Source organism: Paludibacillus litoralis (assembly GCF_037646705.1).
Lineage (GTDB): Bacteria > Pseudomonadota > Alphaproteobacteria > Rhodobacterales > Rhodobacteraceae > Pikeienuella > Pikeienuella litoralis.
Genome location: NZ_JBBHER010000004.1, coordinates 93968 through 120801 on the forward strand (window position 1 = coordinate 93968; position 26834 = coordinate 120801).

The window sequence follows — 26834 nt, forward strand, 5'->3', positions numbered from 1 at the left end:
AGGCCAAGACCACATGACCCTCATTCAAGGTTTTCTCGCCGCCATCGGCGCGGCGACATTGGGCCTCTGCGCCGCGACAGGCTCTCTCGTCCTGTTCGCGGCGCGATCCGTCCTCCATGTGTTTCAGCCGCCATGGTACCCTGCCGAGATCGGCAAGCAGATTCTCAGGGTCGGCTATTTCTCTCTTCCCGTCGTCGGCATGACCGCCTTTTTCACCGGCGCCGCGCTGGCGTTCCAGATTTATATCGGCGGCGCGCGTTTCAACGCGGAATCGGTGGTGCCGTCCATCGTCGCCATCGGCATGGTCCGGGAGCTCGGCCCCGTGCTCGGCGGCCTCATCGTCGCCGGGCGCGTCTCGGCCTCGATCGCGGCCGAGATCGGCACGATGCGCGTGACCGAGCAGATCGACGCGCTCACCACGCTCTCGACCAACCCGTTCAAATATCTCGTGGCCCCCCGGATCCTCGCGGCGACGTTGACGCTGCCGGCGCTCGCCCTCATCAGCGACGTGATCGGCGTGATGGGCGGATTCGCCGTCGGCGTCGCACGGCTCGGCTTCAATCCGGCGAGCTATGTGCGCACCACGTGGGATTTTCTCACCCTCGGCGACGTCTCCTCCGGCCTGGTGAAGGCGGCGGTTTTCGGGTTCATCATCGCGCTGATGGGCTGCTATCAGGGCTATTTCTCCGGCCGCGGCGCGCTCGGCGTCGGGCGCGCCACGACCAACGCCGTCGTCTCCGCGTCGATCCTGATCCTCGCCTCCAACTACGCGCTCAATGAAGCGTTTTTCACCAAATGAGCGCACCTCTGAAAATCGAGATGAAAAACGTCGCCAAGGCGTTCGGCTCCAACAAGGTTCTTCGGGGCGTCGATCTTGGCGTCGCGAAGGGCGGCAGCCTCGTCATCATCGGCGGCTCCGGCACCGGAAAATCGGTGACGATCAAGACCATCATCGGCCTGATCGAGCCCGATTCAGGCGACATCCTTCTCGACGGCGTCTCCATCCTCGGAGCGAGCGGCTCCAAGCGCGAGGCGCTGCTGGAGCGTTTCGGCATGCTCTTTCAGGGCGGCGCGCTGTTCGATTCGATGCCGGTCTGGAGAAATGTCGCCTTCCGCCTTCTTCAGGGCCGGCAAAAGCGCCCGACCGCGGAGGCCCGCGCCATCGCCATCGAGAAATTGCGCCGGGTCGGCCTGAAGCCCGAAACGGCGGATCTTTATCCGGCCGAACTTTCAGGCGGCATGCAGAAGCGCGTCGGGCTCGCCCGCGCGATCGCCGCGGACCCGGAGATCATTTTCTTCGACGAGCCGACCGCGGGGCTCGATCCCATCATGGCCTCCGTCATCAACAAGCTGATCCGCTCCCTCGTGGCCGAGATCGGCGCGACGGCGATCACGATCACCCATGACATGCGCTCCGTCGTGGAAATCGCCGACCGGGTGGCGATGATCCATGATGGAGTGGTGCAATGGGAGGGTCCGGTGGACCGGATCGAGAACAGCGGCAACCCGTATCTCGACCAGTTCATCCATGGCCGCGAGACCGGCCCGATCGAGGCGATCCGCTAGGGCGGCTTCCCCGCCCCGCCTCGCGCGCCCATATCTCCCATGGAGGCGGCAGGAGGCGCGCGCATCGTGAAAATGAACCTGATCGCGCGAGAAATCTCGGTGAGCGCCGCGACCGAGACGGTTTTGAAGGCGTTCAATCTCGCGCTTCTCGTCCTCTATCCCATCGCCTGGGCGGCGCCCCTCGCCCGGGCGCGGATCCTGCCGTTTTTCTCCGGAACCGAGCTCACGATCCTCGGCGGCGTCCGCGACCTCTGGCGCTCGGATCCCGCGCTCGCCGTTCTTGTGGCCCTCTTCGCCATCGGCGCGCCTTATCTGAAGACGATCCTGCTGGCGCTGGTTCAGTTCGGCGCGCTCAGCGGGGCTGGGTGGAGCGGCGTCCTGGTGTTCATGGGCAAGCTTTCCATGACGGACGTGTTCCTTCTCGCGCTCTACATCGTCGTCGTGAAAGGCGTCGGCGTCGGCCATGTCGAGACGGCGTGGGGGCTCTGGTTCTTCACCGGGCTGGTGCTCGCCTCCTTCGGCCTCGCTCTCGCGGCGGGGCGAAGCCGGGGACGATGAGCCATGAACCGGGCTTGCCCCGCCCGCCGTCATGAGCCAAACCCCGACCATGGCTCGGAACGCGACTCTTTTCGTCTGCTCCGCCTGCGGCGCCCAGCACAAGAAATGGGCCGGGCGCTGCGGCGATTGCGGCGCGTGGAATTCGGTGCATGAAGAAGCCGGCCTCTCCGCCGCCGGCCCCGCCTCGAAAACCCTTGGCCCGTCGAAGGGGCGCGCGATCCCGCTTCACGCCCTCACCGGCGAGGAGCCGGAGCCGCCCCGCGCGCTCACCGGAATCGCCGAATTCGACCGGGTTCTCGGCGGCGGCCTCGCGCCCGCCTCCGCCATCCTTGTCGGCGGCGATCCGGGGATCGGCAAATCCACGATTCTCCTTCAGGTCGCCGCCGCGCTGAGCCTCACCGGCCAGAAGGCGATCTACTTCTCCGGCGAGGAGGCGCTCACGCAGATTCGCATGCGCGCCGCGCGGCTCGGCCTCGCCGAAGCGCCGGTCCTGCTGGCCGCCGCCACCAATCTGCGCGATGTGCTGACGACGCTGGAGGCGGAGCGCCCGGCGCTCGCGATCATCGATTCGATTCAGACGATGTGGGCCGACAATGTCGAAAGCGCGCCAGGCTCGGTCAGTCAGGTCCGCGCCGTCGCGCATGAGCTGACCAGTTTCGCCAAGCGGCGCGGCGTCTCCGTCGTCCTTGTCGGCCATGTGACCAAGGATGGGCAGATCGCGGGGCCGCGCGTGGTCGAACACATGGTCGATACGGTGCTTTATTTCGAAGGCGAACGCGGGCATCAGTTCCGCATCCTCCGCGCGGTGAAGAACCGGTTCGGCGCCGCCGATGAAATCGGCGTCTTCGAGATGTCCGACCGAGGCCTTCGCGAGGTCGCCAACCCCTCCGCGCTCTTTCTCGCCGGGCGCGATCACCGGACCCCGGGCTCGGTGGTGTTCGCCGGGGTGGAAGGAACGCGCCCGCTCCTCGTCGAGTTTCAGGCTCTGGTCGCGTCCTCCCCGCTCGGGACGCCGCGCCGAACCGTCATCGGCTGGGACGCGGGGCGCCTCTCCATGATCCTCGCGGTGCTGGAGGCGCGCTGCGGGGTCTCTCTCGCCGGCAATGACGTCTTTCTCAATGTCGCGGGCGGCCTGCGGATCACCGAACCGGCCGCCGACCTCGCGGTCGCGGCGGCCGTTCTTTCCGCGCATCGCGATATCGCGATCGCGCCGGAGGTCGTGGTCTTTGGCGAAATCTCGCTTTCCAGCGCCGTGCGCGCCGTCTCGCAGACGCCTTCGCGCCTCAAAGAGGCGCAAAAGCTGGGTTTCACCACCGCATGGGCGCCTTCTATGGTGAAACCCGACCTCGAATCGGGCATGAAGGTCGAGGAGACGGCGGATCTGGACGCGTTGATGGATCTGATCGGGCCGGCGCAGGGGGCATGACCATGACGATGACGAGGAACGCATGGCGCTGACAATCGCGGACGCCGTCGTGGCGCTGGTGGTGCTCGTCTCCGCCATGCTCGCCTTCAATCGGGGCCTGGTGCGGGAGGCGCTGGCGATCGGCGGCTGGGTGGCCAGCGCATTCATCGCATTCTATTTCGCGCCCCTCGCCGCGCCGCTGATGCTGGAGATCCCGTATCTTGGCGATTTCCTCCGCTCGTCCTGCACGATGACGGCGCTGGCCGGGTTCATCGCCGTTTTCGCCGTCGCGTTGATCGTGCTGTCGATCTTCACTCCGGTTCTCTCATCCGCGGTGCAGGCGACGCCGCTTGCGGTCGTGGACCGCGGTCTCGGGTTTGTGTTCGGCGCGGCGCGCGGGGTGCTTCTCGTCGCGGTCGTCTATCTTCTCTACAATCTCGTCATCACCGACACCGAGCGCCTGGCCGTGATCGAGAATTCCGCCAGCCACGCGCTGATCTCCGATGCGGCGCGCGCGGTTCAGGCATGGGCGCCGACCTCCGTGCCGGATTGGCTGCAGACCCGGATCGACAATCTGATGGGCGCATGCGTCGCCCAGGAAGCCTGACGCCGCGTGTCGACACGCCCGGCCCACCCGCCTATAAGCGCCCCCGTGAGGGGTCGAGTCGAGGATCGCACCATGTCGGCATCATTCGCACCTGAATTCCGCTCGCCATTCGACGCCGGGCCAGATGACGACAAGCTGCATGAAGAATGCGGAATCTTCGGTGTCCTGGGGCCTCATGACGCGGCGAATTTCGTTGCTCTGGGCCTCCACGCCCTGCAGCACCGCGGGCAGGAGGCCGGCGGCATCGTCGCGTATGATCCTGAAGAGGGCCGGTTCAACTCGGTTCGCCGGCTTGGCTATGTGCGCGATAACTTCACGCGGGCCGATGTCATGCGCACGCTCCCCGGCCCGCTTGCGATCGGCCATGTCCGTTACTCCACCTCCGGCTCGAAAGGCCAGACCGCGCTCCGCGACGTGCAACCGCTCTATGCGGAATTCGCGCGCGGCGGTTTCGCCGTCGCCCATAACGGCAACCTGACCAACGCCGAGTCGCTGCGTGCGGAGCTGATCGAGCGCGGCTCGATCTTCCAGTCATCCTCCGACACGGAATGCATCGTCCATCTCATGGCGCGCTCAATTCAGCGCAACATCAAGGAGCGCATGAAGGACGCGCTCCGCCGCGTCGAGGGCGCATTCTCGCTCATCGCCATGACCCGCACGAAAATGATCGGCGTCCGCGACCCGCTCGGCTTTCGGCCGCTGGTTCTCGGCAAGGTTGGCGACGCTTACGTCCTGTCCTCGGAGACCTGCGCCCTGGACATCGTCGGCGCGGAATTCGTTCGCGACATCGAGCCGGGCGAGATGGTCGTCATCACCAGCGACGGCGTGACATCGGAGCGGCCGTTCGCGCCCGCGCCGTCAAAGTTCTGCATCTTCGAATATGTCTATTTCTCGCGCCCCGACAGCATGATCGGCGGGCTCTCGGTTTATGAGGCGCGGCGGCGGATCGGGGTCGAGCTGGCGAAGGAAGCCCCTGTCGAAGCGGATTATATCTGCCCAATTCCCGACAGCGGGACGCCGGCCGCGATCGGCTACAGTCAGGAAAGCGGCATCCCCTTCGCGATGGGGATCATCCGCAATCAATATGTCGGCCGCACGTTCATCGAGCCGAGCGACCAGATCCGGAACATGGGCGTGCGCCTGAAGCTGAACGTCAACCGCGCGCTGATCGAGGGCAAGCGGATCGCGCTGGTCGACGACAGCGTCGTGCGCGGCACGACGTCCCGGAAGATCCGCGACATGGTGCTCGACGCGGGCGCCGCCTCGGTTCATTTCCGCATCGCGTCGCCGCCGAACAAATGGTCATGCTTTTACGGCGTCGACACGCCGGAGCGCTCGAAGCTCCTCGCGCACAACATGACCGAAGAGCAGATGGCGAAGCATCTCAAGGTGGATTCCCTGCGGTTCATCAGTCTCGACGGCCTCTATCGCGCCTGCGGCCACAAGGACGGGCGCAACGCCGCACGGCCGCAATTCTGCGACGCCTGCTTCTCCGGCGACTATCCGATCCCGCCGTCCGACATGATCGCGAAGGGCGCCTTGAAGCTCACCGAAAGCGCGTAAGATTTCAGCAGATATGAACAACTCGATTTGCCTTGTGACCGGCGCCACGCGTGGGCTCGGCTACGCCGCCGCACTATCGCTCGCCCGCCGCGGCGCCCATATCGTCGCGGTCGGCCGCACCGTCGGCGGGCTTGAAGATCTCGACGACGCGATCAAGAAAGCCGGCGGCGAGGCAACCCTCGTCCCGCTCGACCTGAATGACGACCCCGGACTGGAGCGGCTCGGCGCCGCGCTTTACGAGCGTTGGGGACGGCTCGATCTCGTCGTTCACGCCGCCGCCGAAGCCGCGCCGATGGCCCCGGCGGAGCACATCGCCGCCGCCGAACTGGACAAGGTGATCGCGGCCAATTTCCGCGCCGTCCAGCGGTTGATCCGCGTCGTCGACCCGTTGCTGAAACGCGCAAAGACCCCGCAGGCGGTGTTCCTCGTCGATCCGGACGCCGAAGGCGCGCGCTTCAACGGCGCCTATGGCGCGGTCAAAGCCGCGGCGCGCGCGCTGGTCATGTCCTGGGCCAAAGAGCAGGCGCGGCATGGGCCGCGGATCTGGCTCGCCGCCCCGCCCCCCATGCCGACCGCCATTCGCGCGCGCTCGCGGCCGGGGGAGGACCCCATGACGCTCTCGGCCTGCGCCGATGTGGCGGCGCGTCTCGTCGACAGGATCGCGTCGGCGGATGTCGAGCCGGGCGAGACCGTGGCGCTCTGAAAGGGCTGGTCAGTGGCCCCGGGGCTTTTTCTTGTCCGCGTACGGATTCTCGCTCTTGCGCATATTCAGGCGGATCGGCACGCCCTTCATGCCGAACGTCTGGCGTAGCCCGTTGATCAGAAAACGGGAATAGCTTTCGGGCAGATCCTCGGGCTTGGAGCAGGACACGATGAAGCTTGGCGGGCGCGCCTTGATCTGAGTCATGTACTTGAGCTTGATCCGCCGCCCCGAAGGCGCCGGAGGCGGATGCGCCGCGACCCGGGCCGCCAGCCATTGGTTCAGCTTCGCCGTCGGCACGCGCAAATTCCAGTTCGCATGCATCTCCAGCACAGCGGCGCGCAGCCGATCCAGGCCGCGCCCGGTCAATGCGGAAACCGTGACCAGAGGCGCGCCCGAGAGTTGCGGCAAGAGCCGCTCGCGCATCTCTTTCAGCTCCGCCAATCGCGCGCCCCGATTTTCCTCCAGATCCCACTTGTTGACCGCGAACACCACCGCCCGGCCCTCGCGCTCGGCCAGATCGGCGATCCGCAGATCCTGGGTCTCGAAGGCGCTCGCGGCGTCCATCAGAAGAACGACGACTTCGGCGAACTTCACCGCCCTGACCGCGTCGGAGGCCGAGAGCTTTTCGAGCTTCTCATCGACCCTGGCCCGTTTCCGGAGGCCGGCGGTGTCGAAGATTCGAAATTTTCGATCGCCCCATTCCGTCTCCAGCCCGATCGAATCCCGGGTGATGCCCGCTTCCGGCCCGACCAGAAGACGATCCTCTCCGAGGATCGCGTTGACGAGCGTCGATTTGCCGGCGTTCGGCCGCCCGACGACCGCGATCTGGAGCGGGCGATCCGCCGCGTCCGCCGGGTCCGAAGGCGGCTCATCCACCGCCGCCAACGCCGCTTCGAACGCGTCGACCCGCGCCTGAAGCTTCGCGTATATCTCCTGCATTCCTTCGCCATGCTCGGCCGAGACGGGCACTGGCTCGCCGAAGCCGAGCGACCACGCCTCATGCGCCGCGTCGGCGACCCGCCCTTCCGCCTTGTTGCAGATCAGGATCACGTCCACGCCCGTCCGGCGCAGGATCTCCGCCACCTCAAGGTCCGCCGGCAGCACTCCGGCGCGCACATCGATCATGAAAAGGCAGCAATCGGCCATCTCGACCGCGCGCTCGGTCAGCTTTCGCATCCTGCCCGGCAGGCTCTGATCCGCGACAGCCTCCAGGCCCGCGGTGTCGATCACCCGGAACTTGAGGTCGCCGATCCGGCCATCGCCCTCGCGAAGGTCGCGGGTGACGCCGGGCTGATCGTCGACCAACGCGATGCGCCGCCCAACCAGCCGGTTGAAGAGCGTCGATTTGCCGACATTCGGTCGGCCGATGAGTGCGATCGTGTAAGCCATGGCGCCCATTACGCCGGCCGGACGCCGGCGACAAGCGTCCTCAACGCAACGCCACCAACTCTCCCGACTGGGACAGCACGTAAACCGTCCCTCCCGCGACCACCGGCCCCAGGCCGGCGAGGCCGGAGATCGACACCGCGCCCTTCGCCGCGCCGGTCATCGGGTCAAAGGAAAGCACTTCGCCCTCGGTGCTCGTCAGGATCAGCCGGCCGCCGGCCAGCACCGGTCCGCCGTAGCCGATCGCGCCTTCACGATCCTCCGGATCCCGGTATTCGGGAAGCGGGGTCGACCACATCGTGGAGCCGTCCAGCGCCGAGAGCCGTTTCAGCTCCGCATTGTCGCTGATGAGGAAAATCGTCTGCCCCTCGGCCCAGACCGGCCCGCGGGCGCCGAAATCCCGCGTCCAGCCGCGCCGCCCGTTCCGCCCGTCGATCGCCGCGAGGCGGCCGCTCTGATTGCCGGCGATCACGGCGACGCCGATGATCACCGGATCCGACGAGATATCGCTGATGACCGAGCGCGCAAGCCCGCGCCGGCCGCCGCTGAGGACATCGGACCAGAGCCGCTGGCCGCTCCCCGCCCTGACCGCGATCAACTCCCCTGAGCCAAAAGGAAGGATCGCCACGCCACCCGGAGATATGGCCGGGCTCGCCCCCCCATAGATCCCCGCCGCCGAACTCGCGCCAGCCGCGCGCCAGCGGACCCCGCCGTCTTCGGCGGAGAAGGCGAGCGCGGTGTTGTCGCGCGCGACGACGACGACGACGCCGTTCGCCACCGCCGGCGCGGCGCGCACGGGCGCCGGGAGCTTCTGCCGCCAGATCTCTTCTCCACTCGCCGCGTCGAGCGCGACGACCTGGCCAAATCCCGTGGTGACGAAGAGCCGCCCCGCCTCATAGGCGAGCCCGCCGCCGAAACCGTCGTCGCCGCTCTCGTCCTCCGGCGAAAGGTCGCGCCGCCACTGCGCCGCGCCGCCGCTGGCCCCGAACGCGCTGACGGTGGCGGACGAGTCGAGGGTGAACACCCGTCCCTCCGCGACCACCGGCGTTCCGGTCAGCCGCTCGCCGCCGCTGCCGATATCCGCGCGCCAGGCGACCTTGAGCGACGCCGGCCCCGCCAGATGCCCCATCGCATGGGTCGGCGAGCCGTTGACCTGAGTCCATTCCGCGTTTGTCGTCGCGGGCCCGATGGCGGAAAGCTGGGCCGCGACGTCGGGCGCCGTCATCTGCTCCCCCTCCACCGCGCGCACCGGAATCCGATCGCCCGGCAGCCGCTCCTCGTCTTCTTCGAAGACGCTGCAGCCGGAAAGCGCCAGCACGAGAATCCCGGCGACAAGGCCGGCGCGCGTCAAGACGGTCATGATTTCGGAATCCTTCTTGCTTTCACGGTCAGCCGGTGGCGTCCACGGGAGCGCCGATCGCAGCCAGAACCGCCTCGGCCCTCTGACGCAGCCCTTGAGGGGTCGCGTCGTCCGCCACAACCCTTCGCAGCGTCTCCGTCGCCGCCGCCACGTCGCCCGCCTCGAGTAGCGCGCCGGCCTGCGCCTCCAGCGCCAGCAAACGGAACGCGCCGTTCCCCTCCGCGATCGGCTTCAGCGCCTCCGCCAGCGCCGACGGCGTCAGGTCCGGCGCCTGCGTCATGACGGCCCGGAACGCCGCGAATTCCCTCAACGGCCTGTCCACAGCGTCATTCTCCGCGACCGCCTGATAGGCTGCGACCGCCTCCGCTCTCCGGCCTTCCTCGGCGAACACGCCGGCGGCGCGCAGCCGCGCCAAGGCCGATGCGCCCTTGTTACCGGTCTGTTCCGCCAATGTGGTCAGCGCTTCGGCGGCCTCGGTCGGCGCCACCTCCGCCGCCGCGATCATCGCCGCCCCGGCCTGGCGCGCTTCAGCCGCGGTCCTCGCGTCCATCCAGGCCTTGGCCCCGGCGAGCGCCACGATCACGACGATGCCGCCGATCACATAGGGCCCCCAGCGCCGCCAGAGCGCGAACATCCGGTCGCGCCGGACCTCTTCGGTGACCTCGTTGATAAATGAATCAGGATTGCTCACGCGCGCCTCCGCCACCCCGCGCGGACCTTGTCGCGGGCGACAGAGGTTACAAAACGCGCCGGGGAAATCCTAGACCCGAAATCCATCGGCCGATATCCGCGCCGCGATGGCGCCGCGCATGCGCAACCGCGCCGCCGCCCCGCCGGCGGAAGGCCTGACGCGGGCCCATGCGCCCGATAGGGAGCCGGCGGGATCACGCCGCTTCATCCTTGCCGCGTTCGGATTCCTGGCGCCGCCACATCGCCGCGTACTCCCCCTGATGCGCGATCAGTTGCGCGTGAGAGCCGCGTTCGACGATCCGCCCCGCGTTCAGCACCATGATCTCGTCCGCATCGACGACCGTCGACAGTCTGTGCGCGATCATCAGGACCGTGCGGTCCGCGCCGAGCCGCTTCAGACTTTCCTGAATCTCCTGCTCCGTCCCGGTGTCCAGCGCGGATGTCGCCTCGTCCAGGATCAGAATCGGCGGATTCTTCAGGATTGTCCGCGCGATCGCGACCCGCTGCTTCTCACCGCCCGAAAGCTTCAAGCCGCGCTCGCCCACCATGGTGTCGTACCCGTCGGGAAGGCTCTGAATGAAATCGTGAATCTGCGCCGAGCGCGCGGCGTCCTCGATTTCGGCGTCGCTCGCCCCGTGGCGGCCATAGGCGATGTTGTAGCGGATGGTGTCATTGAACAGAACGGTATCCTGCGGGACCACGCCGATGGCGCGCCGGAGGGAGGTCTGCGTGATCTCCCGCACATCCTGCCCATCGATCAACACCGCGCCGGATTCCACATCGTAGAACCGGAAAAGAAGCCGTGAGATCGTCGACTTTCCGGAGCCGGACGGCCCGACGATGGCGAGAGTTTTCCCACCCGGCACCGTGAAGTCGACGTCTTTCAGGATCGGGCGCTCCCGCTCATAGGTGAAGCAGACGTTCCTGAACCTCACTTCGCCCGCGCCGACCTTCAGATCCGGCGCGCCAGGCCGATCCACGACCTCCGCCGGGTGATCGAGAAGCGTGAACATCTCCCGCATGTCTACGAGGCTCTGGCGGATCTCCCGATAAACGGTTCCGAGGAAATTGAGCGGCATGGTCAGCTGCATCATGTAGGCGTTCACCGCGACGAACTGGCCCACGGTCATCGACCCGTTCGAGACGCCGACCGCCGCCATCGCCATGACGATTATCAGGCCGACATTGATGATCACCGCCTGTCCGAAATTGAGCCATGCGAGAGAGACCGACGTCAGCACCGCCGCATCCTCGTATTGCTCCATGGACACGTCATAGCGCTCGGCCTCGCGCGCTTCGGCGGTGAAGTATTTCACCGTCTCGAAGTTGAGCAGACTGTCGACCGCCTTCTGGTTCGCGTCCGTATCGCTGTCGTTCATCCGGGTGCGGATCCTCACCCGCATCTCCGTCACCGCGAACGTGAACCACACATAAATCGCGATGGTCACGACGATGACGAGAAAATACCAGCCGGAGAAAGCGAAGAAGAAGATCGTCGCGACCATGATCAGTTCGAGAATCAGCGGCCCGATCGAAAACAGCATGAAGCGGAGAAGAAACTCGACCCCCTTGACGCCCCGCTCGATGATCCGGCTCAACCCGCCGGTCTTGCGCGTGATGTGATAGCGAAGCGACAACGAATGCACATGCTGGAACGTCGTCAGCGCCAGACGGCGCAGACCTTTCTGCGCCACCTTGGCGAACACCCCGTCGCGAAACTGCGCGAAGCCGACCGCCGAGATCCGCGTCAGACCGTAGACGATGACCAGCGCGACCGGCGTCATCATCCAGACCGTCGCGGGCGGCGCGTCTTTCGCCAGCCCGTCGACCGCATACATGTAGAAGGCCGGCGTCAGCACGGTCGCGATCTTGGCGATGAAGAGCGCGATGATCGACGCCACGACCCGCCGCCGCGCGCCCGCGTCGTCTTTCGGCCAGAGATAGGGCGCGACCCGGCGCACCACATTCCATTCCACACCGCCGCGGGTGCGGTTGTTCGAGTTCAGCATCGGGTTTCTTTCGTCCGGAAGCCTCTTATCTAGCCCGCGGCGCCTGCCGACGCCATGGGGTGGCGGCTCATTCCGCCTTCGGAGCGTCCGGAATGGTGAATATCTGGCCGGGATAGATGAGATCGGGATCGCGGATCGCATCGTCGTTCGCGCCATAGATCAACGTATAGCGCAGGCCCTCGCCATAGACCGTCTCGGCGATCCGCCAGAGGCTGTCGCCGCGCTGCACGATCATCGCGTTCGGCGGCGTCTCCCCCGCGACGATCGCCTCGCGTCGGAACGGGGTCTCGATCCGGCTCGCCACCCGGCCGGCGCCGTCGACCTCGTCGAGCCGGAGCGTGTAGGTCCCCGGCGCGACATCCGCCTCCGGCCGGAAGGTCCAGCCGCCGTCACGCGTAGCCTCCGCGACGCCCATCGACCTGTCATCGAGATAGACGCGGACCGCCGCGCCCTCCGGCGCCCGGCCGGAGAGAACAACGCCGCCCGCCTCATCATAGGTGATCGTCTCGAGGGTCACTTCGTCCGCCGCGCCGCGCGGCGGCCCTTGCAGGAGCCGAAGCCCCTCCGCGCCCGGCTGAACCACCAGCGGAGCGGCGTCCGGCTCCGCCGCGCCGATGATGTAGACGGGCGCCGACGCGCCCGCCTCGACCATGGGCTCGGGAGGCGCATCCGGCCCGGCCGCGCGCGCGGCCAGGTCTTCATCCGCCGCCGCCGGGGCGCGGCGCGCGATCACGCGTTTGGTGGAGCTGTCGGGCGCGGTCTGGATCAGCGCGACGAAGCCGCCGTCGGCGCCCGCCTCAGCGCGGCCCGCCACCATGTCGCCGACGACGATCTCGATCTCTTCGCCGGGCCGCGCGCGCCCCGCCACCAGCCCGGCCCCATCCGGTTCGATACGCACGATATCCAGCTCAGGCGCCGCCGGGTCCTGCGCCTCGGCCTGGCGCGCGGCGGTCTCGGTCTCCGGCGCCGGGAGGTCGTCTTTCGCCGCCTGACCGTCATCCGGATCGGCGCCCTCGCTCGGATCGGCGGCCGGCGCGCTTTCGGCCGCGCGCTCCGTTCCCCCCCCGGCATCCGGCGTCGGAGCCTCGGCCCGGCCCGCGACGGCGGCCGATCCCGCGCCGCCCTTCGTCGCCGCCGGCGCCGGCGCCGGCGCCGACGTTGGCGTCAGCGTCGGATCGTCTTTCAGCATGGACCAGGCGACAAACGCCGCGAACAACGCCACGACAGCGAGGATCACGCCCTTCCCCGGCCTGACGCGGTTCGCCATCTCGCACTCTCCCGAATTTCCGTTCGTCCTTCATGACCTGAAAAGCCCGGCGCTGTCGAGCGCGGGCTATCAGACAGGTCCTTGTTCTAGCGATCGAAAACGCGAGCAATGTGACGAAAAAGCATGATCTGCGTTTGCTATGTCGCGCGCGAACGAGAGCCGCCGCGCGCGCTGAGGCTGGAAAGGTCCCGCCGGCTGTCGCTGGCGGGACCTTTTACATTGTTTAGCCGCCGGCTTTCTCGAGCCGTTCCGCGACATTCTCCCAATTGACGAGATTGTCGAGGAAGTTGGAGAGATACGCTGGGCGCTTGTTCCGGAAATCGAGATAATAGGAATGCTCCCAGACATCGCAGCCCAGAAGCGCGGTCTGACCGAAGCAGAGCGGGTTCACGCCGTTTTCGGTCTTCGTCACCTTCAGCGCGTCGCCGTCCTTCACCAGCCAGCACCAGCCGGAGCCGAACTGCGCGCCGCCGGCCGCGGCGAATTCCTTCTTGAATTCATCGACGGAGCCGAACGCATCCTTGAGCCGCTTCTCCAATTCGGACGGCATCGAGCGGCCCTTTGGCCCCATCATCGTCCAGAACTGATTGTGGTTCCACAGCTGCGACGCGTTGTTGAACAGCCCCGACTGCGCCACGGCGCCCTTCTGATAGGTCGCCTTCACGATCTCCTCCAGGCTCTTTCCCTCATGGTCGGAACCGGAAACCGCCTTCGCGGTGTTGTCCGCATAGGCCTTGTGGTGGAGGTCGTGATGATATTCCAACGTCTCCTTCGACATGCCGCCAGCGGCGAGCGCGTCGTGAGGATAGGGAAGATCGGGAAGTTCGAATGCCATGGATAAGCCCTCTCTCAAACAGTTTCGACCGAGAGAGATATAAGACTCTTTGCGCGGAGAGCCATCCCCCGCCCCGCCGCGCTGGAAAAGAATTAATCCTGACGCGTCAAGTTACGCGCCAGGTTCAAACCGCGACCAGCGCCGCCGCAACCCGGCGACCTTCCGAAAGGAGGACGTTGTATGTGCGGCACGCCGCGCCGGTGGCCATCACCTCGGCGCCGATCCCCGCGGCCTCGAGCGCGAGCCGGACCGGCGCTGGCAGCGGCGCGATCTCGCGCCCCATCCCGACCAGAAGCACGTCCGTCTCCGCCGCCTCCGCGATCACCGGGGCGAAGTCCTCGGGCGAGAATGGCGCGGCGGCCGGCCATCCCGCCATCCCGCCCGGCGTCAGCAGCAGACCGCCGGCCCGAAACACGCCCGACACCCTGAACCCGCCGCCGCCGTAACTGTCGATCGGCGGCGGTCCGTCCCATGAAAGCTCGCTGATCCGCATCGGCTCAGGGCGTCTCGGATGAGCCGAACTGGACGCCGGCGTTCCCGCCCTCGCCCGATTTCGACCAGTCCCGCTTCACCCCCAGAATCATCACCAGCATCGAGGCGACGAAAATCGACGAATATGTCCCGATCACGATCCCCCAGATCATTCCGAACGTGAACCCGCGGATCACCTCGCCGCCCAGCGTGTAGAGCGCGATCAGCGCGATCAGGGTTGTGACGGAAGTCATCAAGGTCCGGCTCAGCATCTCGTTGATCGAGAGATTCAGCAGATCCTTGACCGGCATCACCTTGTAGCGACGCAGATTCTCCCGCACCCGGTCGAAGACCACCACGGTGTCGTTGATGGAATAACCGACGATGGTCAAAAGCGCCGCGACGATGGAGAGATTGAACTCGAGTTGAATGGCCGCGAAAAGACCGATCGTCAGGATCACGTCGTGAAACAGCGACGCCACCGCGCCGACGGCGAACTGCCATTCATATCGAAGCCAGACATAGACGAGCACCGCGAGCAGGGCCAGCACCACCGCCAGCACCCCCGCTTCGATCAATTCGTTGGACACTTTCGGCCCAACAAATTCGACACGGCGAATTTCGATCCCCGAGACCACCTTGCTGAGCGCGTCCAAAACCAGCGCATCCGCGGTTTTCGCGCCTTCCGCCTCGACCTCCGACGACATCTGGATCAGGACTTCGTTCGGATTTCCGAACTCCTGAACCGAGAAATCTCCCAGCCCGAGCCCATCCACGACGCCGCGGATCTGTCCGAGGTCCGCGGCTTCAGGCGTCCGCAGCTCGATGATGGTGCCGCCTTTGAAATCGACGCCGAAATTCAGCCCCATCACCAGAAAGACCACCACGGCGGCGACCATCGCGATGGCCGAGCCGCCGATGGCGAATCGCCCGGCGCCCATGAAATCGAAATGCGTGACGTCCCGAACCAGTTTCAGCCGCATCGCTTTTCCCTTCAGACCGTCAGCGTCTTCGGCCGGCGCCAGTCATACCACACCGACATGATCAGCCGGGTCACCATGACCGCCGTGAACACCGAAGTGACGATACCGATCGCCAGCGTCACCGCGAACCCCCGCACGGGGCCGGAGCCCACGCTGAAGAGAACCACGGCGGCGATGAATGTCGTGATGTTGGCGTCAACGATGGCGCTGAACGCGCGTTCATACCCTGTCTCGATGGCGCGGGCGACGCTCTTGGCGCCGCCTCGCAATTCCTCGCGTATGCGCTCGAAGATCAGGACGTTGGCGTCGACCGCCATGCCGATGGTCAGCACGATCCCCGCGATTCCCGGCAAGGTCAGGGTCGCGCCGATGAGGCTGAGCACCCCGATGATCAGCCCGACATTGATGATCAGCGCCAGATTCGCGAAGACTCCGAGCAGGCCATAGCTCAGCACCATGAAGATCAGCACCGCCACGAAGGCGACGACCGTGGCGATCTTGCCCGCCGCGATGCTGTCCGCGCCGAGGCCGGGTCCAACGGTCCGCTCCTCTTCGAAACTGATCGAGGCGGGGAGCGCGCCGGCCCTCAGCAGGATCGCGAGCTGTTGCGCGCCCTCGACGGTGAAAGATCCGGAGATCTGCCCGGATCCGCCGAGGATCGGCTCACGGATCACCGGAGCGGTGATCACCTGCCCGTCCAGCACCACCGCGAAGGGGCGCCCGACATTCTCCGACGTCGCGCGGCCAAACCTGCGCGCGCCCGCGCTGTTGAAGCGGAAATTCACCACCGGCTCGCCGGTTCTCGAGTCGAACCCGGGTTGGGCGTCCTCCAGCTCGTCGCCGCTGACCAGCGCTCTCCGCTCGACGATATAGCCCGAGCCCGGATTCTGGGCGTCTTCGTACACCGCCTTGCCCGGCCCCGGCGCGCGTTTGAGATCGCGGGTCGGCCCATCGACGAGATGGAAGGTGAGCTTGGCGGTCTTGCCGATCAGATCCTTGATCTCATTGGTGGAGGAGACGCCCGGCACCTGAACCAGGATCCGCCGCTCGCCCTGCCGCTGGATCGAGGGTTCGCGCGTTCCGGCTTCATCCACGCGGCGGCGGATGATCTCCAGACTTTGCGCCATGGTCCGGTCGGTCAACGATTGGATCGCGCTGTCGGTCATCGTCACGGCGAGGGTCTGATCCCCCGCGTCCTCGACCACGAGATCCGGCGCCGACACGCCAAGTATGGAATCCGTGACAGGTTCCGCCAGGGCGGCGAGCGCTTCGCGCGCCGCCGGCAGATCCGCGGCGTCGGTGATCCGGACGGATACGCGCCCGTCCGCCGCGGTCAGACGCGAATAGCGCCGGACGCCCGCATCGCGCAGAGCGGCGCGCGCGTCGCTGCGCACGGACTCCATCCGCTCCGCGATCACATCCTCGATCCTGACTTCGATGAGGAGATGCGCGCCGCCCCTGAGGTCGAGCCCAAGGTTGACGACGCTCGACGGCAGGAAGGACGGCCAGCGCTCCGCCTCGGCCTTCAGATCCGCCGGAATGGGCGCGCCGGCCTTCTCGAGCTTGGCGATCGCCTTCCGCGCCTGCGAAGCGCCGTCGGCGCGGTCATAGGTGATGTTGGGCGCCGCCAGGATGATGCCGATCAGACACAGGCCGATCACCAGCGCCTTTTTCCAGAGCGTGAAATAAAGCACTGTCCGCCCCCCGTCGCGCCGCCAGAGGCGGCCTCAGCCTTCAGCCGGTTCGGATTTCGACATGACGCTGCCGATCGTCGAGCGCAAGACCCGAACACGAACATTGTCCGCGATCTCGACTTCGATATCTTCGCCGCCTTCCTTAACCTTCGTTACTTTCCCGTACATGCCGCTCTGAAGCAGAACCTGATCGCCGCGCCGGATCGCCGCAACCATGGCCTTGTGTTGCTTGGCCTTTTTCTGCTGTGGGCGAATGAGAAAAAAGTAGAAGATGACAAAGATCAGAATCAGGGGTGCGAAGGAGGTGAGCATATCAGCCCCACCGCCGCCGACGGCTCCCTGCGCATATGCGGGTGTCACGAACATGAATGATCCTCTGGGTCCAGAATTCGGCGCGGACTATAGCCGGGGCGGGTCTCGATGCAACCCGTGTCCAACGCGCCGTTTTTCGGACGACGGACCCGCCAGGCCCGCGCGTTGACGCCGGGCGCGCAAAGAGAAGGACGTTCCGGATGAAGGCGTCACGCGAGACGATCGCCGCGATCAGGTTCGGGTGCGGATTCCGCCCCGGAGAGGCGCGGCCGGACTCCGCCGCCGCGCTCCTGGCGGCGCTGGCGCCGGGCGCCGCGTTTCCGACCCGGCCCGGCCCGCCCATCGCCGAGCGGGTCGCCGCGTTCGCCCGCTTCAACGATCTCCGCCGCGCCAACCGCAACAACGCCAATCGCCCCGAGATGGATCGGATCCAGAAAGAGATCCGCACGCTGTTCTTCACGGATATCCGCGAACGCGTGCTGACATCGGTGCTTTCTCCGCACGGATTTTTTGAGCGCCTGGCATGGTTCTGGAGCGGTCACTTCGCCCTCGGCGGCAAGAACCTTCTCGGCAAGACGCTCGCCGGGCGCTTCGAGACGGAGGCGATTCGCCCCTATCTCGCCGGCCCGTTCAATCTGCTTTTGCGGGCCGCCGTCACGCATCCCGCGATGCTTCATTATCTCGACCAGGACAGCGCCGTCGGCCCCAACTCCCCCACAGGGCGAAGCCGCAAGAGCGGGCTCAACGAGAACCTCGCCCGCGAAATCATCGAGCTTCACACGCTTGGCGTCGCCGCGGATTACAGCCAGACCGACGTCAGGCAGTTCGCCGAGCTCCTGACCGGCCTCACGTTCGACCGGCGAACCGGCGCGATGAGGTTCCGCCCCCGGCGCGCGGAGCCCGGCGCGGAGGCGGTCCTCGGCGTCTCATACGGGGGCGGCGCGGCGCGCCTGACGGACATTTATCTCGCGCTTGACGCTCTCGCCGCGCACCCGGCGACAGCCCGGCGCATCGCGCGCAAACTCGCCGTCCACTTCGTCGCCGATACGCCCACGGAGGCGCTGGTCGATCATCTCGCCGCCGCGTTCCGCCGGTCCGGCGGAGATCTCCGCGCCGTCTACGGCGCCCTGCTGGAGCATGACGAGAGCTGGGCCCGGTTTGGCGAGAAGGTGAAGCAGCCCTTCGATTTCATCGTCTCGTCGCTGCGGGCGACGGATCCGACCCCGGCCGAGATCGAGGGGCTCCGCGCCCCCGGGGACGGGCCTTCGCCGATGGTCCAGACCGCCCGGAGGCTCAATCAGGCGCCGCTGTTTCCGCCCGGCCCCCAAGGGTGGCCGGAAACCGCCGAAAGCTGGATCACGCCGCAGGCGCTGACCGTCCGCATCGATTGGGCCTCGCGGCTGGCGCGCGCGGCGGCGGCGCGGACGGACCCGCGCGATTTTGTCGATCTCGCTCTTTCCGACGCCGCCTCGCCTGCGGTCAGGTTCGTCGCCGCCAACGCCGCCGAGCGCTGGGAGGGCCTCGCGCTCATCCTCGCTTCGCCCGACTTCAATCGCCGGTGAGGAGGCGCCCATGCCCGCATTCGATCGCCGCGCCTTTCTGAAATCCGGCCTTGCGCTCGGCTGCTCCGCCGCCGCCTTTCCGGTGACCACGCGTCTCGCGCTCGCATCGGCGCCGGGCGCGAATCGGCTGGTGGTGATCATCCTCCGGGGCGGCATGGATGGGCTCGGCGTGTTCCCGCCCTATGGCGAGCGCGACTGGGCCGCCCTTCGCCCGACCATCGGCGCGCGCCCCGGCGACGGGCTGATCGACCTCGACGGCCGTTTCGGGATGGACGACCGGCTCGCCGCGCTCGCCCCGCTCTGGGCGGCGGGAGAGTTCGCGGTCGCGCACGCCGTCTCCACGCCATATCGCGACAAGCGCAGCCATTTTGACGGGCAGGACATTCTCGAAGCGGGACTCGCCACGGTCGGCGCCGCCCGCGACGGCTGGCTCAACCGCGCCGTCGCGAGGATCGATGGCGCGGCCGAGGAGCAGGCGCTCGCCGTTGGTCGCGAGGCCATGCTCCTGACCAGCGGCGACGCGCCCTTTCGCGCCTGGGCCCCGGGAGAGCGGCTCGCGCTCCGAAACGATGAGCGCGGCCTCCTCACCCGCCTTTACGCGGACGATCCGCTCTTCGCCCGCGCCGCGGCGATGGCGACGGCGCTGTCCGCGCTCGACGAGCCGGGAGCGGACCGCGCCGTCGCCGCCTACGCCGCGCGCCGCCTGGCGGCGGAGGCGCGGATCGCCGCCTTCTCCCTTGGCGGCTGGGACACCCACGCGCGGCAACGCCCGGCGCTGAACCGGCCGCTGAGCCAGTTGTCGGAGGCGCTGATCGCGCTCAAGGCCGGTCTGGGCCCGCACTGGGCCCGCACCTTCGTCGTCGCGATGACCGAGTTCGGCCGCACGGCCCGCGAAAACGGCAATCGCGGCACCGATCACGGCACCGGCGGCGCGGCGATCCTGGCGGGCGGCGCGCTCAGGGGCGGGCGGATTTACGGCGATTGGCCCGGCGTCGCGGAAGACGCCCTCTACAAGGGCCGGGATCTCATGCCGACCGGCGATATCCGGCGCTACCCCGCCTGGGCGCTCAGCGCGCTTTTCGGCGTCGGGCGCGCGGCGCTGGAGAGGGAGGTCTTCCCGGGGCTGGAGATGGGCGCGCGGCCGGAATTCCTCGCTTGACGACCCGCCCCCATGTGCGCGAGCGTCGCCTATGGCCACTGACCCCTTGCTTGGCGCCCCGGTCGCCGGATGGACGCCCCCGCCCCCTCCTCCGCGCACGGCGATGACCGGCCGATGGTGCCGGCTCGAGCCGCTGGACCCCGCCCGCCATGGCCCCGCGCTCTTCGCCGCAAATCGCGGCGTGGACGAGATGTGGGACTACATGCATGTCGGGCCGTTCGCCGATCTTTCCGCCTATCTTTCCTGGGCGCGCGGGGCGGCGGCGGCGGATGATCCGCTCTTCTTCACGATCATCGACACTGAGGACGACCAGCCGAAGGGGGTCGCGAGCTACCTCCGGATCGACCCGCCCTCCGGCGTGATCGAGGTCGGCAACATCGCCTATGCGCCCGCGCTTCGGCGCACCCGCGCGGGAACCGAGGCGATGTATTTGATGATGCGCCGGGCGTTCGAGCTCGGCTACCGGCGGTATGAGTGGAAATGCAACGCGTTCAACGCGCCGTCGCGGCGGCTCGCGATGCGGCTAGGGCTGTCATACGAGGGCGTCTTTCGCCAGCATATGGTGGTGAAGGGCCGCAACCGCGACACTGCGTGGTACGCTGCGATCGACAAGGAATGGCCGGCGCTGGACGCCGCGCTCAGCTCCTGGCTCGCGCCCGAAAACTTCGACGATGGCGGGCGGCAGCGCCAGTCCCTCTCCGCTCTCACGCGCCCGCTGTTGGTGAATACCGGCTGAGATGGACCGCTCCGAGGTCATGCGCCGCGTCAAGGCGCGGGACACGGGCCCGGAGCGCGCCGTGCGCGCCCTCCTTCGCGATCTGGGCCAGCCCGGCTATCGGCTGCAGCGCCGGGATCTTCCCGGGCGGCCCGACATCGCCTATATCGGCCGGCGACGCGCGATCTTCGTTCATGGCTGCTTCTGGCATGGCCATGAGTGCAAGCGCGGCGCGCGGGAGCCGAAGACGAACGCCGCCTATTGGCGCGCCAAGATCGTCCGCAACCGGGCGCGGGACGCCGCCGCCGAAAGCGCGCTCGCCGCGCAGGGCTGGACGACGCTGGTGATCTGGGAGTGTGAGATCAAGGCGGACGCCGCCCTTCGCGCGCGCCTCCTCGACTTCTTGACATGACCGCGCCTTCGCATGACATGAGCCTCGCCCGAACCGAAGGAATGACATGCCAGAAGTGAATCAGGCCGCGTTGGATTTTCTTCTCACGCGCCGCTCCCGCCCGGCGAAGACGCTCTCCTCCGCCGCGCCGTCCACCGCCGACCTGAATCTGATGCTGACGGCCGCGGCGCGGACGCCGGATCACGGCAAGCTGGAGCCGTTCCGCTTCATCGTCATTCGGGGCGAGGCGCGGTCCCGCCTTTCCGAGGCCCTCGCATCCCATATGAGGACTGACGGAGAAACGCCTGACAATATTGAAAAACACGCGGGCCGGCTTTTGCATGGCGGCGCCATCGTGGTTGTCGTCTTCTCCCCCAGGCCGCCAAAGAAGGTGCCTGAGCATGAGCAGCACCTCTCCGCCGGCGGGGCGTGTCTCGCGCTGCTGAACGCCGCGCTCGCCATGGGATGGGGCGCCAACTGGCTGACGGGCGCGGCCGCGGAGTGCCGCCCTTTCCTGGAGACCGACCTCGGCCTCGCGCCGCATGAATCCGTGGCGGGTTTCATTCATATCGGCGGCGAGACGATCACGCCCGCCGACCGCCCCCGCCCCGACATCGCCGCGATCACCTCCTGGATCGGGAGCTGATGCTCAACGATATCTCGCTCGCGCTGGCGCAGATCTTCGACCGGCGGTTTCTCGGAATTCTGCTGAAATCGATCGGGTTGACGCTCCTGTTGCTCGCGGCGCTGATCGCATTGGCGATCTGGGCCATCGGCTTCCTGCCATCGATCGACTTCGTCATCCCATTCACCGGATTCGAAGTCACCTTCGCCGATGAGGTCGCCGCCACGGCGTCGATCGGGCTGATCGTGATCCTGTCGATGATGCTGATGTTTCCGGTGGCCGCCGTCTTCGTCGGCCTGTTTCTCGACGAGATCGCGGACGCCGTCGAGGCCCGGCACTATCCGGGCCTGCCGCCGCCCCGCAAGCAAGGGCTGGGAGAGGTGATCGCGCAGGGCGTGAAGTTCGCCTTCGTGCTCGTCGCCGCCAATTTCGCGGCGCTGATCATCTATATTCTCTCCACCGCGCTCGCGCCGTTCATTTTCTGGATCGTGAACGGCTACCTGCTTGGCCGGGAATATTTCGAAGTGGTCGCGATGCGGCGGATGGACGAGGATGCGGCGAAAGCGCTCCGCCGCCGCCATCTGCCGTCGATCTGGATCGCGGGGACTTTGCTCGCGGCGCCGCTATCCGTTCCGATCCTCAACATCGTCGCGCCGCTGGTCGGCGTCGCGGCGTTCGTCCATCTCTACCATCGCAAGACCGGGCGAGCCGGCGCGCGCTGAGCGCGCCCGCATCGAAGTCAGGTCGGCCGCCCGAACACCGCCTGAATATCGGCGAGCGTGATGATCCCGCTCATGATGACGCCAAAGACGATCAGCCACGCCACCGCGGATGCGATCGTGGCCCAGAGCATCTTCTTCAGCATCATCGGATTCTCGGGCGCGCCCGCCGAGGTTCCGGGCGCCACTTCTCCCGCCTCTTCCTGACTTCGGATGAACAGCGGCAAGAGCATGAACAACGCCATGAACCAGAGCAGCGCGTAAAGCACGAGGGCCGAGGTGATGTTCATGTCTGCTCCAGTTCCAGCAACGCGCCCTGAAAATCCTTCGGGTGGAGAAACAGGACGGGTTTTCCATGGGCGCCGATCTTCGGCTCTCCCGTTCCGAGAACGCGCGCGCCAGCCGCCTTCAGCCGGTCGCGCGCGGCGATGATGTCATCGACCTCATAACAGATATGGTGGATGCCTCCGGCCGGGTTCTTCTCCAGGAACCCGGCGATGGGCGATCCCTCCCCCAGCGGATGCAGCAGCTCGATCTTGGTGTTCGGCAACTCGATGAACACGACGGTGACGCCATGATCGGGCTCATCCTGCGGCGGCCCCACCTTCGCGCCGAGCGTGTCGCGATACAGCGCCGCGGCCGCGGCCAGATCCGGCGTCGCGATCGCCACATGATTCAAACGGCCGATCATCGGCATCTCCACTCTTTCCGGTCGACTCCGCCACAGCTCCCCGGCGGGGTCAAGGCGGCGATAGCGCCCATCGCCGGCCCCGGTCAGAACTCGTCGACATAAAGGACGCCGTGCGCCGCCTTGATCGCGCCCTTGATCGCCGGCGTGACCGGATACTCCCCGGGCAGCGCCACTTCAACCTCGCGGCCAAGCTCCGGAAGCGTGAAGGCGAGGCGCACCGGCCCGCCATGCGCGCCCTTCGCCTCATCGAGGCGCGCGCGGATGCTCTCAAGCGCGCGCATCTCGGTCACATGAATCCGGAGCCCGGCCGGGGCCGCGTCCCGGACCGCGTCGTCAATGGGCTGCACCGCGTCCACCAGCATCTTCACCTGATCGCCGTCGATCTCGGGGGTGACCGTAAGCACCAGATTGTTTCCCGGCTCGAGATCGTCGCGATGCTGGGTCAGCACGTCGGAGAAGACCGTGACCTCATAGACGCCGGTGGGATCGGACAGTCTTACGAAGGCGAACCTGTTGCCCCGCGCGGATTTTCGCTCCTGGCGCGCCATGACCGAGCCGGCGATGCGGGTGGAGACGCCGCTCCGGCCGCCCGCGACGATCTCGGCGTAGGTCTGCACCCTCTTGCGCTTCAGCGGCCCGGCGTAATCATCCAGCGGATGGCCGGACAGATAGAACCCCACCGCGGAGAACTCCTCCGCCAACCGTTCCGTCGGCAGCCAATCTTCGGGCGCGGCGAGGCGCGGCGGCGGCAGCCCCTGCCCCGTATCGCCGAAGAGAGACACCTGCGCCGAACTCGCCGCTTCGATCGAAGCGGCCGAATAGGCGGTCAGCATGTCGACGCTCTCCAACACCCGCCGCCGGTTCGGTTCGAGCCCGTCGAACGCGCCCGCCCGCGCCAGCATCTCGAGCGGCCTCTTGCCGATCCGCTTGCAGTCGACCCGGCGCGCGAAATCGAAAAGATCCGTGAAGGGGCCGCCGGCCGCGCGCGCCGCGACGATCAACTTCATCGCCTCCGCTCCCACGTTCTTCAGCGCGCCGAGCGCATAAAGCAGACGCCCGCCATCCACGGTGAAGAAGGCGTCAGAGCGGTTCACGTCAGGCGGGATCGTCTCGATCCCCAGCCGATCGACCTCGCGCTTGTAGATCGCGAGCTTGTCGGTGTGATGCATGTCGCAATTCATCACCGCGGCCATGAACTCCACCGGGTGGTTCGCCTTCAGCCATGCGGTCTGATAGCTGACGACGGCGTAGGCGGCGGCGTGGCTCTTGTTGAAGCCGTAATTGGCGAACTTGTCCAGAAGATCCCAGACCTCCTGCGCCTTCGCCTTGTCGACGCCGTTCTTCGCCGCCCCGTCGAGGAATTTCGGCCGCTCGGCGTCCATCGCCTCCTGGATCTTCTTGCCCATGGCCCGGCGCAGAAGATCCGCGCCGCCGAGCGTGTAGCCCGCCATTTTCCGGGCGATCTCCATCACCTGTTCCTGATAGATGATGATGCCCTGCGTTTCGTCGAGGACATCGTCGATCAGCGGATGGATGGAGCCGCGTTTCTCCCGCCCGTTCTTGACGTTGCAGTATTTCGGGATGTTCTCCATCGGCCCCGGCCGATAGAGCGCGACCAGCGCGACGATATCCTCGATCGTCGTCGGCTGAAGCTGCCGGAGCGCGTCGCGCATCCCCTGGCTCTCCACCTGAAACACCGCGACGGTGTTCGCCGAGCCATAGAGCGCATATGTCTTTTCATCGTCGAGCGGGATCGCGTCGATATCCACCTCGACGCCGCGCGCCTTGAGCAGGTCGAGCGCGCCCTGAATCACCGTCAGCGTCTTCAGGCCGAGAAAGTCGAACTTCACCAGCCCGGCCGCCTCGACCCATTTCATGTTGAACTGCGTCGCCGGCATGTCCGACCGCGGATCCTGATAGAGCGGGGCCAGCTCCACCAACGGCCGGTCGCCGATCACGACCCCCGCGGCGTGGGTCGAGGCGTTCCGAAGCAGCCCCTCCACCTTCTCGGCGATGTCCAGAAGCTGCCCGACGACGAATTCCTCGCGGGCCGCCTCGGCCAGGCGCGGCTCCTCCGCCCGGGCGCGCTTCACCGACATCGGCTTCACGCCCTCCATCGGGATCAGCTTGGACAGCCTGTCCACCTGCCCATAGGACATCTGAAGCACCCGCCCGACGTCGCGCACCGCCGCCTTCGAGAGCATGCCGCCGAAGGTGATGATCTGCGCCACGCGCTCGCGGCCGTATTTCCGCTGGACATAGGCGATCACCTCCTCGCGCCGATCCATGCAGAAATCGATGTCGAAATCCGGCATCGACACACGCTCCGGATTAAGAAAGCGCTCGAAGAAAAGGCCGTAACGCAACGGATCCAGATTGGTGATCGTCAACGCGAACGCGACCAGAGAGCCCGCGCCGGAGCCGCGGCCCGGCCCGACCGGGATCCCGGCTTCCTTGGCCCATTTGATGAAGTCGGCGACGATCAGGAAATAGCCGGGGAAGCCCATGCCCTCGATCACGCCGAGTTCGAACTCCAGCCGCTCCCTGTACGCCTCCGCCGTCGCGGCGAGCGGGATGACGGAAAGCCGCGCCTCCAGGCCGGCCCGCGCCTGAGAGCGCAATTCCTCAACCTCGTCATCGGCGAATTTCGGCAGGATCGGCTCGTGCGGCTTCGGTCGCCAGTGACAGCGCCGCGCGATCTCCGCCGTCATCTCGATCGCTTCGGGCAAGTCGCTGAAAAGACGACGCATCTCCTCGCCGGACTTGAACCGATGCTCGGGGGTGAGACGCCGGCGCGCCTCCTGATTCACATAGGCGCCTTGCCCGATGCAGAGAAAGGCGTCATGCGCCTCATACATGTCGGCGCCGGGGAAATAGACATCGTTCGTCGCGACCAGCGGCGCGCCGCGCCGATAGGCTTCCTCGACGAACCAGCGCTCCGTCGCCTCCTCCTCCTCGGTCCTCAGCGCGCCCTCGGCTCCGTGCCGCTGGATCTCGATGTAAAGCCGGTCGCCGAAACGCTCGGCGAGCCGGTCCAGCAGCGCGCCGGCGTCGGCGGCCTTGCCGCCCAGCACCAGCCGGCCGAGCGGGCCGAGCGCGCCGCCGGTGAGCAGGATCAAGCCCTCCGCGCGGTCGCTCAGCGTCTCGAGCGTGACGTGATGCGGCGCGTCCCCCGCCTCCAGATAGGCGCTGGAGGAGAGCGCCATCAGGTTCCGGTACCCCGTCTCCGTCTGCGCCAGAACCACGACCGGAGCGGGCGGCGCCGGCCGCTGCCCCGGTTGCGGCGCCGGCGCATAGGCGAGGTCCAGCTGGCACCCGATGATCGGCTGCACGCCCGCCTTCGCGGCGGTTTCGGAAAACTCCAGCGCGCCGAAGAGGTTATTGGTGTCGGTGATCGCCACCGCCGGCATATTCGCGGCGGCGCAGAGCTTTGGCAGCGTCTTCACCGGCACCGCGCCCTCGAGCAGCGAGTAGATCGAATGGAGGCGCAAATGGATGAAGGGCGAGTCGGTCATGCGCCAACGCTAGAGAAGGGCGATCCGCCGCGCCAGCCCGACTGGCGA

At 67.1% G+C, this 26834-nt stretch carries 26 protein-coding genes; 13 read left to right on the forward strand and 13 right to left on the reverse strand.

What is annotated here, in order from left to right:
* Window positions 1–13 precede the first annotated feature (13 nt).
* From WG921_RS07305 to WG921_RS07335, 7 genes are all read left to right on the forward strand, one after another.
* Window positions 14–799, forward strand: coding sequence for an MlaE family ABC transporter permease (locus WG921_RS07305; RefSeq protein ID WP_340108561.1), 786 nt, complete (start codon window positions 14–16; stop codon window positions 797–799).
* Window positions 796–1566 (forward strand): ABC transporter ATP-binding protein, encoded by a 771-nt coding sequence (locus WG921_RS07310; RefSeq protein ID WP_340108562.1) that lies wholly within the window; start codon window positions 796–798, stop codon window positions 1564–1566. The genes WG921_RS07305 and WG921_RS07310 overlap by 4 nt, the downstream gene beginning before the upstream one ends.
* Before the next feature lie 72 nt (window positions 1567–1638).
* On the forward strand, window positions 1639–2124 hold the full coding sequence (locus tag WG921_RS07315) for a paraquat-inducible protein A (protein ID WP_340108921.1): 486 nt from the start codon (window positions 1639–1641) through the stop codon (window positions 2122–2124).
* Window positions 2125–2173: 49 nt separating this feature from the next.
* The gene (gene radA / locus WG921_RS07320; RefSeq protein WP_340108563.1) at window positions 2174–3550 is read left to right on the forward strand and encodes a DNA repair protein RadA; all 1377 of its coding nucleotides are present in this window, start codon (window positions 2174–2176) and stop codon (window positions 3548–3550) included.
* A gap of 22 nt (window positions 3551–3572) precedes the next feature.
* The gene (locus tag WG921_RS07325) at window positions 3573–4136 is read left to right on the forward strand and encodes a CvpA family protein (protein WP_340108564.1); all 564 of its coding nucleotides are present in this window, start codon (window positions 3573–3575) and stop codon (window positions 4134–4136) included.
* Window positions 4137–4208: 72 nt separating this feature from the next.
* Window positions 4209–5699, forward strand: coding sequence for an amidophosphoribosyltransferase (gene purF / locus WG921_RS07330; protein WP_340108565.1), 1491 nt, complete (start codon window positions 4209–4211; stop codon window positions 5697–5699).
* A 13-nt stretch (window positions 5700–5712) separates the two neighbouring features.
* Complete coding sequence (locus tag WG921_RS07335; RefSeq protein WP_340108566.1) at window positions 5713–6402, forward strand: SDR family NAD(P)-dependent oxidoreductase; 690 nt, start codon at window positions 5713–5715, stop codon at window positions 6400–6402.
* A 9-nt stretch (window positions 6403–6411) separates the two neighbouring features.
* On the opposite strand, the gene der is transcribed toward WG921_RS07335, so the two are convergent.
* From der to yajC, 10 genes are all read right to left on the reverse strand, one after another.
* On the reverse strand, window positions 6412–7791 hold the full coding sequence (gene der / locus WG921_RS07340) for a ribosome biogenesis GTPase Der (protein WP_340108567.1): 1380 nt from the start codon (window positions 7789–7791) through the stop codon (window positions 6412–6414).
* A gap of 40 nt (window positions 7792–7831) precedes the next feature.
* A complete protein-coding gene (locus WG921_RS07345; protein WP_340108568.1) occupies window positions 7832–9148 on the reverse strand; it encodes an outer membrane protein assembly factor BamB family protein in 1317 nt (438 codons plus the stop codon).
* Window positions 9149–9176: 28 nt separating this feature from the next.
* Window positions 9177–9839 carry a tetratricopeptide repeat protein gene (locus tag WG921_RS07350; RefSeq protein WP_340108569.1) on the reverse strand — a complete coding sequence of 221 codons (663 nt, stop codon included), beginning with the start codon at window positions 9837–9839 and terminating at the stop codon, window positions 9177–9179.
* A gap of 193 nt (window positions 9840–10032) precedes the next feature.
* Entirely contained in the window at window positions 10033–11847 is a 1815-nt protein-coding gene (locus tag WG921_RS07355; RefSeq protein WP_340108570.1) for an ABCB family ABC transporter ATP-binding protein/permease, read from the reverse strand.
* A gap of 67 nt (window positions 11848–11914) precedes the next feature.
* Window positions 11915–13114, reverse strand: coding sequence for a LysM peptidoglycan-binding domain-containing protein (locus tag WG921_RS07360; protein ID WP_340108571.1), 1200 nt, complete (start codon window positions 13112–13114; stop codon window positions 11915–11917).
* Window positions 13115–13337: 223 nt separating this feature from the next.
* A complete protein-coding gene (locus WG921_RS07365) occupies window positions 13338–13949 on the reverse strand; it encodes a superoxide dismutase (RefSeq protein ID WP_340108572.1) in 612 nt (203 codons plus the stop codon).
* A gap of 124 nt (window positions 13950–14073) precedes the next feature.
* Window positions 14074–14442 carry an Mth938-like domain-containing protein gene (locus WG921_RS07370; RefSeq protein WP_340108573.1) on the reverse strand — a complete coding sequence of 123 codons (369 nt, stop codon included), beginning with the start codon at window positions 14440–14442 and terminating at the stop codon, window positions 14074–14076.
* 4 nt (window positions 14443–14446) lie between these two features.
* A complete protein-coding gene (gene secF, locus WG921_RS07375; RefSeq protein ID WP_340108574.1) occupies window positions 14447–15403 on the reverse strand; it encodes a protein translocase subunit SecF in 957 nt (318 codons plus the stop codon).
* A gap of 11 nt (window positions 15404–15414) precedes the next feature.
* Complete coding sequence (secD, locus tag WG921_RS07380) at window positions 15415–17097, reverse strand: protein translocase subunit SecD (protein WP_340108575.1); 1683 nt, start codon at window positions 17095–17097, stop codon at window positions 15415–15417.
* 33 nt (window positions 17098–17130) lie between these two features.
* Window positions 17131–17463, reverse strand: coding sequence for a preprotein translocase subunit YajC (gene yajC, locus WG921_RS07385; protein ID WP_340108576.1), 333 nt, complete (start codon window positions 17461–17463; stop codon window positions 17131–17133).
* Between the two features lie 146 nt (window positions 17464–17609).
* Between yajC and WG921_RS07390 the strand changes: the two genes are divergently transcribed.
* Genes WG921_RS07390 through WG921_RS07415 form a run of 6 tightly spaced genes read left to right on the forward strand, consistent with a single transcriptional unit; the run spans window position 17610 to window position 22583 of the window.
* On the forward strand, window positions 17610–18971 hold the full coding sequence (locus tag WG921_RS07390; protein WP_340108577.1) for a DUF1800 domain-containing protein: 1362 nt from the start codon (window positions 17610–17612) through the stop codon (window positions 18969–18971).
* 10 nt (window positions 18972–18981) lie between these two features.
* Complete coding sequence (locus WG921_RS07395; RefSeq protein WP_340108578.1) at window positions 18982–20130, forward strand: DUF1501 domain-containing protein; 1149 nt, start codon at window positions 18982–18984, stop codon at window positions 20128–20130.
* A 31-nt stretch (window positions 20131–20161) separates the two neighbouring features.
* Window positions 20162–20866, forward strand: coding sequence for a GNAT family N-acetyltransferase (locus WG921_RS07400; RefSeq protein WP_340108579.1), 705 nt, complete (start codon window positions 20162–20164; stop codon window positions 20864–20866).
* A 1-nt stretch (window position 20867) separates the two neighbouring features.
* Window positions 20868–21257: a very short patch repair endonuclease gene (locus WG921_RS07405; RefSeq protein WP_340108580.1), complete on the forward strand. Its 390-nt coding sequence runs from the start codon at window positions 20868–20870 to the stop codon at window positions 21255–21257.
* A gap of 46 nt (window positions 21258–21303) precedes the next feature.
* Complete coding sequence (locus tag WG921_RS07410) at window positions 21304–21882, forward strand: nitroreductase family protein (RefSeq protein WP_340108581.1); 579 nt, start codon at window positions 21304–21306, stop codon at window positions 21880–21882.
* Entirely contained in the window at window positions 21882–22583 is a 702-nt protein-coding gene (locus WG921_RS07415) for an EI24 domain-containing protein (protein WP_340108582.1), read from the forward strand. The genes WG921_RS07410 and WG921_RS07415 overlap by 1 nt, the downstream gene beginning before the upstream one ends.
* A gap of 17 nt (window positions 22584–22600) precedes the next feature.
* Here WG921_RS07415 and WG921_RS07420 read toward each other — a convergent pair whose 3' ends face one another.
* From WG921_RS07420 to dnaE, 3 genes are all read right to left on the reverse strand, one after another.
* On the reverse strand, window positions 22601–22870 hold the full coding sequence (locus tag WG921_RS07420; RefSeq protein ID WP_340108583.1) for a DUF1467 family protein: 270 nt from the start codon (window positions 22868–22870) through the stop codon (window positions 22601–22603).
* Entirely contained in the window at window positions 22867–23271 is a 405-nt protein-coding gene (mce, locus tag WG921_RS07425) for a methylmalonyl-CoA epimerase (protein WP_340108584.1), read from the reverse strand. The genes WG921_RS07420 and mce overlap by 4 nt, the downstream gene beginning before the upstream one ends.
* Window positions 23272–23354: 83 nt before the next feature.
* Entirely contained in the window at window positions 23355–26786 is a 3432-nt protein-coding gene (gene dnaE / locus WG921_RS07430) for a DNA polymerase III subunit alpha (RefSeq protein WP_340108585.1), read from the reverse strand.
* Between the last annotated feature and the right edge of the window lie 48 nt (window positions 26787–26834).

Coding starts and splice junctions, on each gene's coding strand:
- WG921_RS07305 (WP_340108561.1), top strand. CDS start 14: ATGACCCTCATTCAAGGTTTTCTCGCCGCCATCGGCGCGGCGACATTG.
- WG921_RS07310 (WP_340108562.1), top strand. CDS start 796: ATGAGCGCACCTCTGAAAATCGAGATGAAAAACGTCGCCAAGGCGTTC.
- WG921_RS07315 (WP_340108921.1), top strand. CDS start 1,639: ATGAACCTGATCGCGCGAGAAATCTCGGTGAGCGCCGCGACCGAGACG.
- radA (WP_340108563.1), top strand. CDS start 2,174: ATGGCTCGGAACGCGACTCTTTTCGTCTGCTCCGCCTGCGGCGCCCAG.
- WG921_RS07325 (WP_340108564.1), top strand. CDS start 3,573: ATGGCGCTGACAATCGCGGACGCCGTCGTGGCGCTGGTGGTGCTCGTC.
- purF (WP_340108565.1), top strand. CDS start 4,209: ATGTCGGCATCATTCGCACCTGAATTCCGCTCGCCATTCGACGCCGGG.
- WG921_RS07335 (WP_340108566.1), top strand. CDS start 5,713: ATGAACAACTCGATTTGCCTTGTGACCGGCGCCACGCGTGGGCTCGGC.
- der (WP_340108567.1), bottom strand. CDS start 7,791: ATGGCTTACACGATCGCACTCATCGGCCGACCGAATGTCGGCAAATCG.
- WG921_RS07345 (WP_340108568.1), bottom strand. CDS start 9,148: ATGACCGTCTTGACGCGCGCCGGCCTTGTCGCCGGGATTCTCGTGCTG.
- WG921_RS07355 (WP_340108570.1), bottom strand. CDS start 11,847: ATGCTGAACTCGAACAACCGCACCCGCGGCGGTGTGGAATGGAATGTG.
- WG921_RS07360 (WP_340108571.1), bottom strand. CDS start 13,114: ATGGCGAACCGCGTCAGGCCGGGGAAGGGCGTGATCCTCGCTGTCGTG.
- WG921_RS07365 (WP_340108572.1), bottom strand. CDS start 13,949: ATGGCATTCGAACTTCCCGATCTTCCCTATCCTCACGACGCGCTCGCC.
- WG921_RS07370 (WP_340108573.1), bottom strand. CDS start 14,442: ATGCGGATCAGCGAGCTTTCATGGGACGGACCGCCGCCGATCGACAGT.
- secF (WP_340108574.1), bottom strand. CDS start 15,403: ATGCGGCTGAAACTGGTTCGGGACGTCACGCATTTCGATTTCATGGGC.
- yajC (WP_340108576.1), bottom strand. CDS start 17,463: ATGTTCGTGACACCCGCATATGCGCAGGGAGCCGTCGGCGGCGGTGGG.
- WG921_RS07390 (WP_340108577.1), top strand. CDS start 17,610: ATGAAGGCGTCACGCGAGACGATCGCCGCGATCAGGTTCGGGTGCGGA.
- WG921_RS07395 (WP_340108578.1), top strand. CDS start 18,982: ATGCCCGCATTCGATCGCCGCGCCTTTCTGAAATCCGGCCTTGCGCTC.
- WG921_RS07400 (WP_340108579.1), top strand. CDS start 20,162: ATGGCCACTGACCCCTTGCTTGGCGCCCCGGTCGCCGGATGGACGCCC.
- WG921_RS07405 (WP_340108580.1), top strand. CDS start 20,868: ATGGACCGCTCCGAGGTCATGCGCCGCGTCAAGGCGCGGGACACGGGC.
- WG921_RS07410 (WP_340108581.1), top strand. CDS start 21,304: ATGCCAGAAGTGAATCAGGCCGCGTTGGATTTTCTTCTCACGCGCCGC.
- WG921_RS07415 (WP_340108582.1), top strand. CDS start 21,882: ATGCTCAACGATATCTCGCTCGCGCTGGCGCAGATCTTCGACCGGCGG.
- WG921_RS07420 (WP_340108583.1), bottom strand. CDS start 22,870: ATGAACATCACCTCGGCCCTCGTGCTTTACGCGCTGCTCTGGTTCATG.
- mce (WP_340108584.1), bottom strand. CDS start 23,271: ATGATCGGCCGTTTGAATCATGTGGCGATCGCGACGCCGGATCTGGCC.
- dnaE (WP_340108585.1), bottom strand. CDS start 26,786: ATGACCGACTCGCCCTTCATCCATTTGCGCCTCCATTCGATCTACTCG.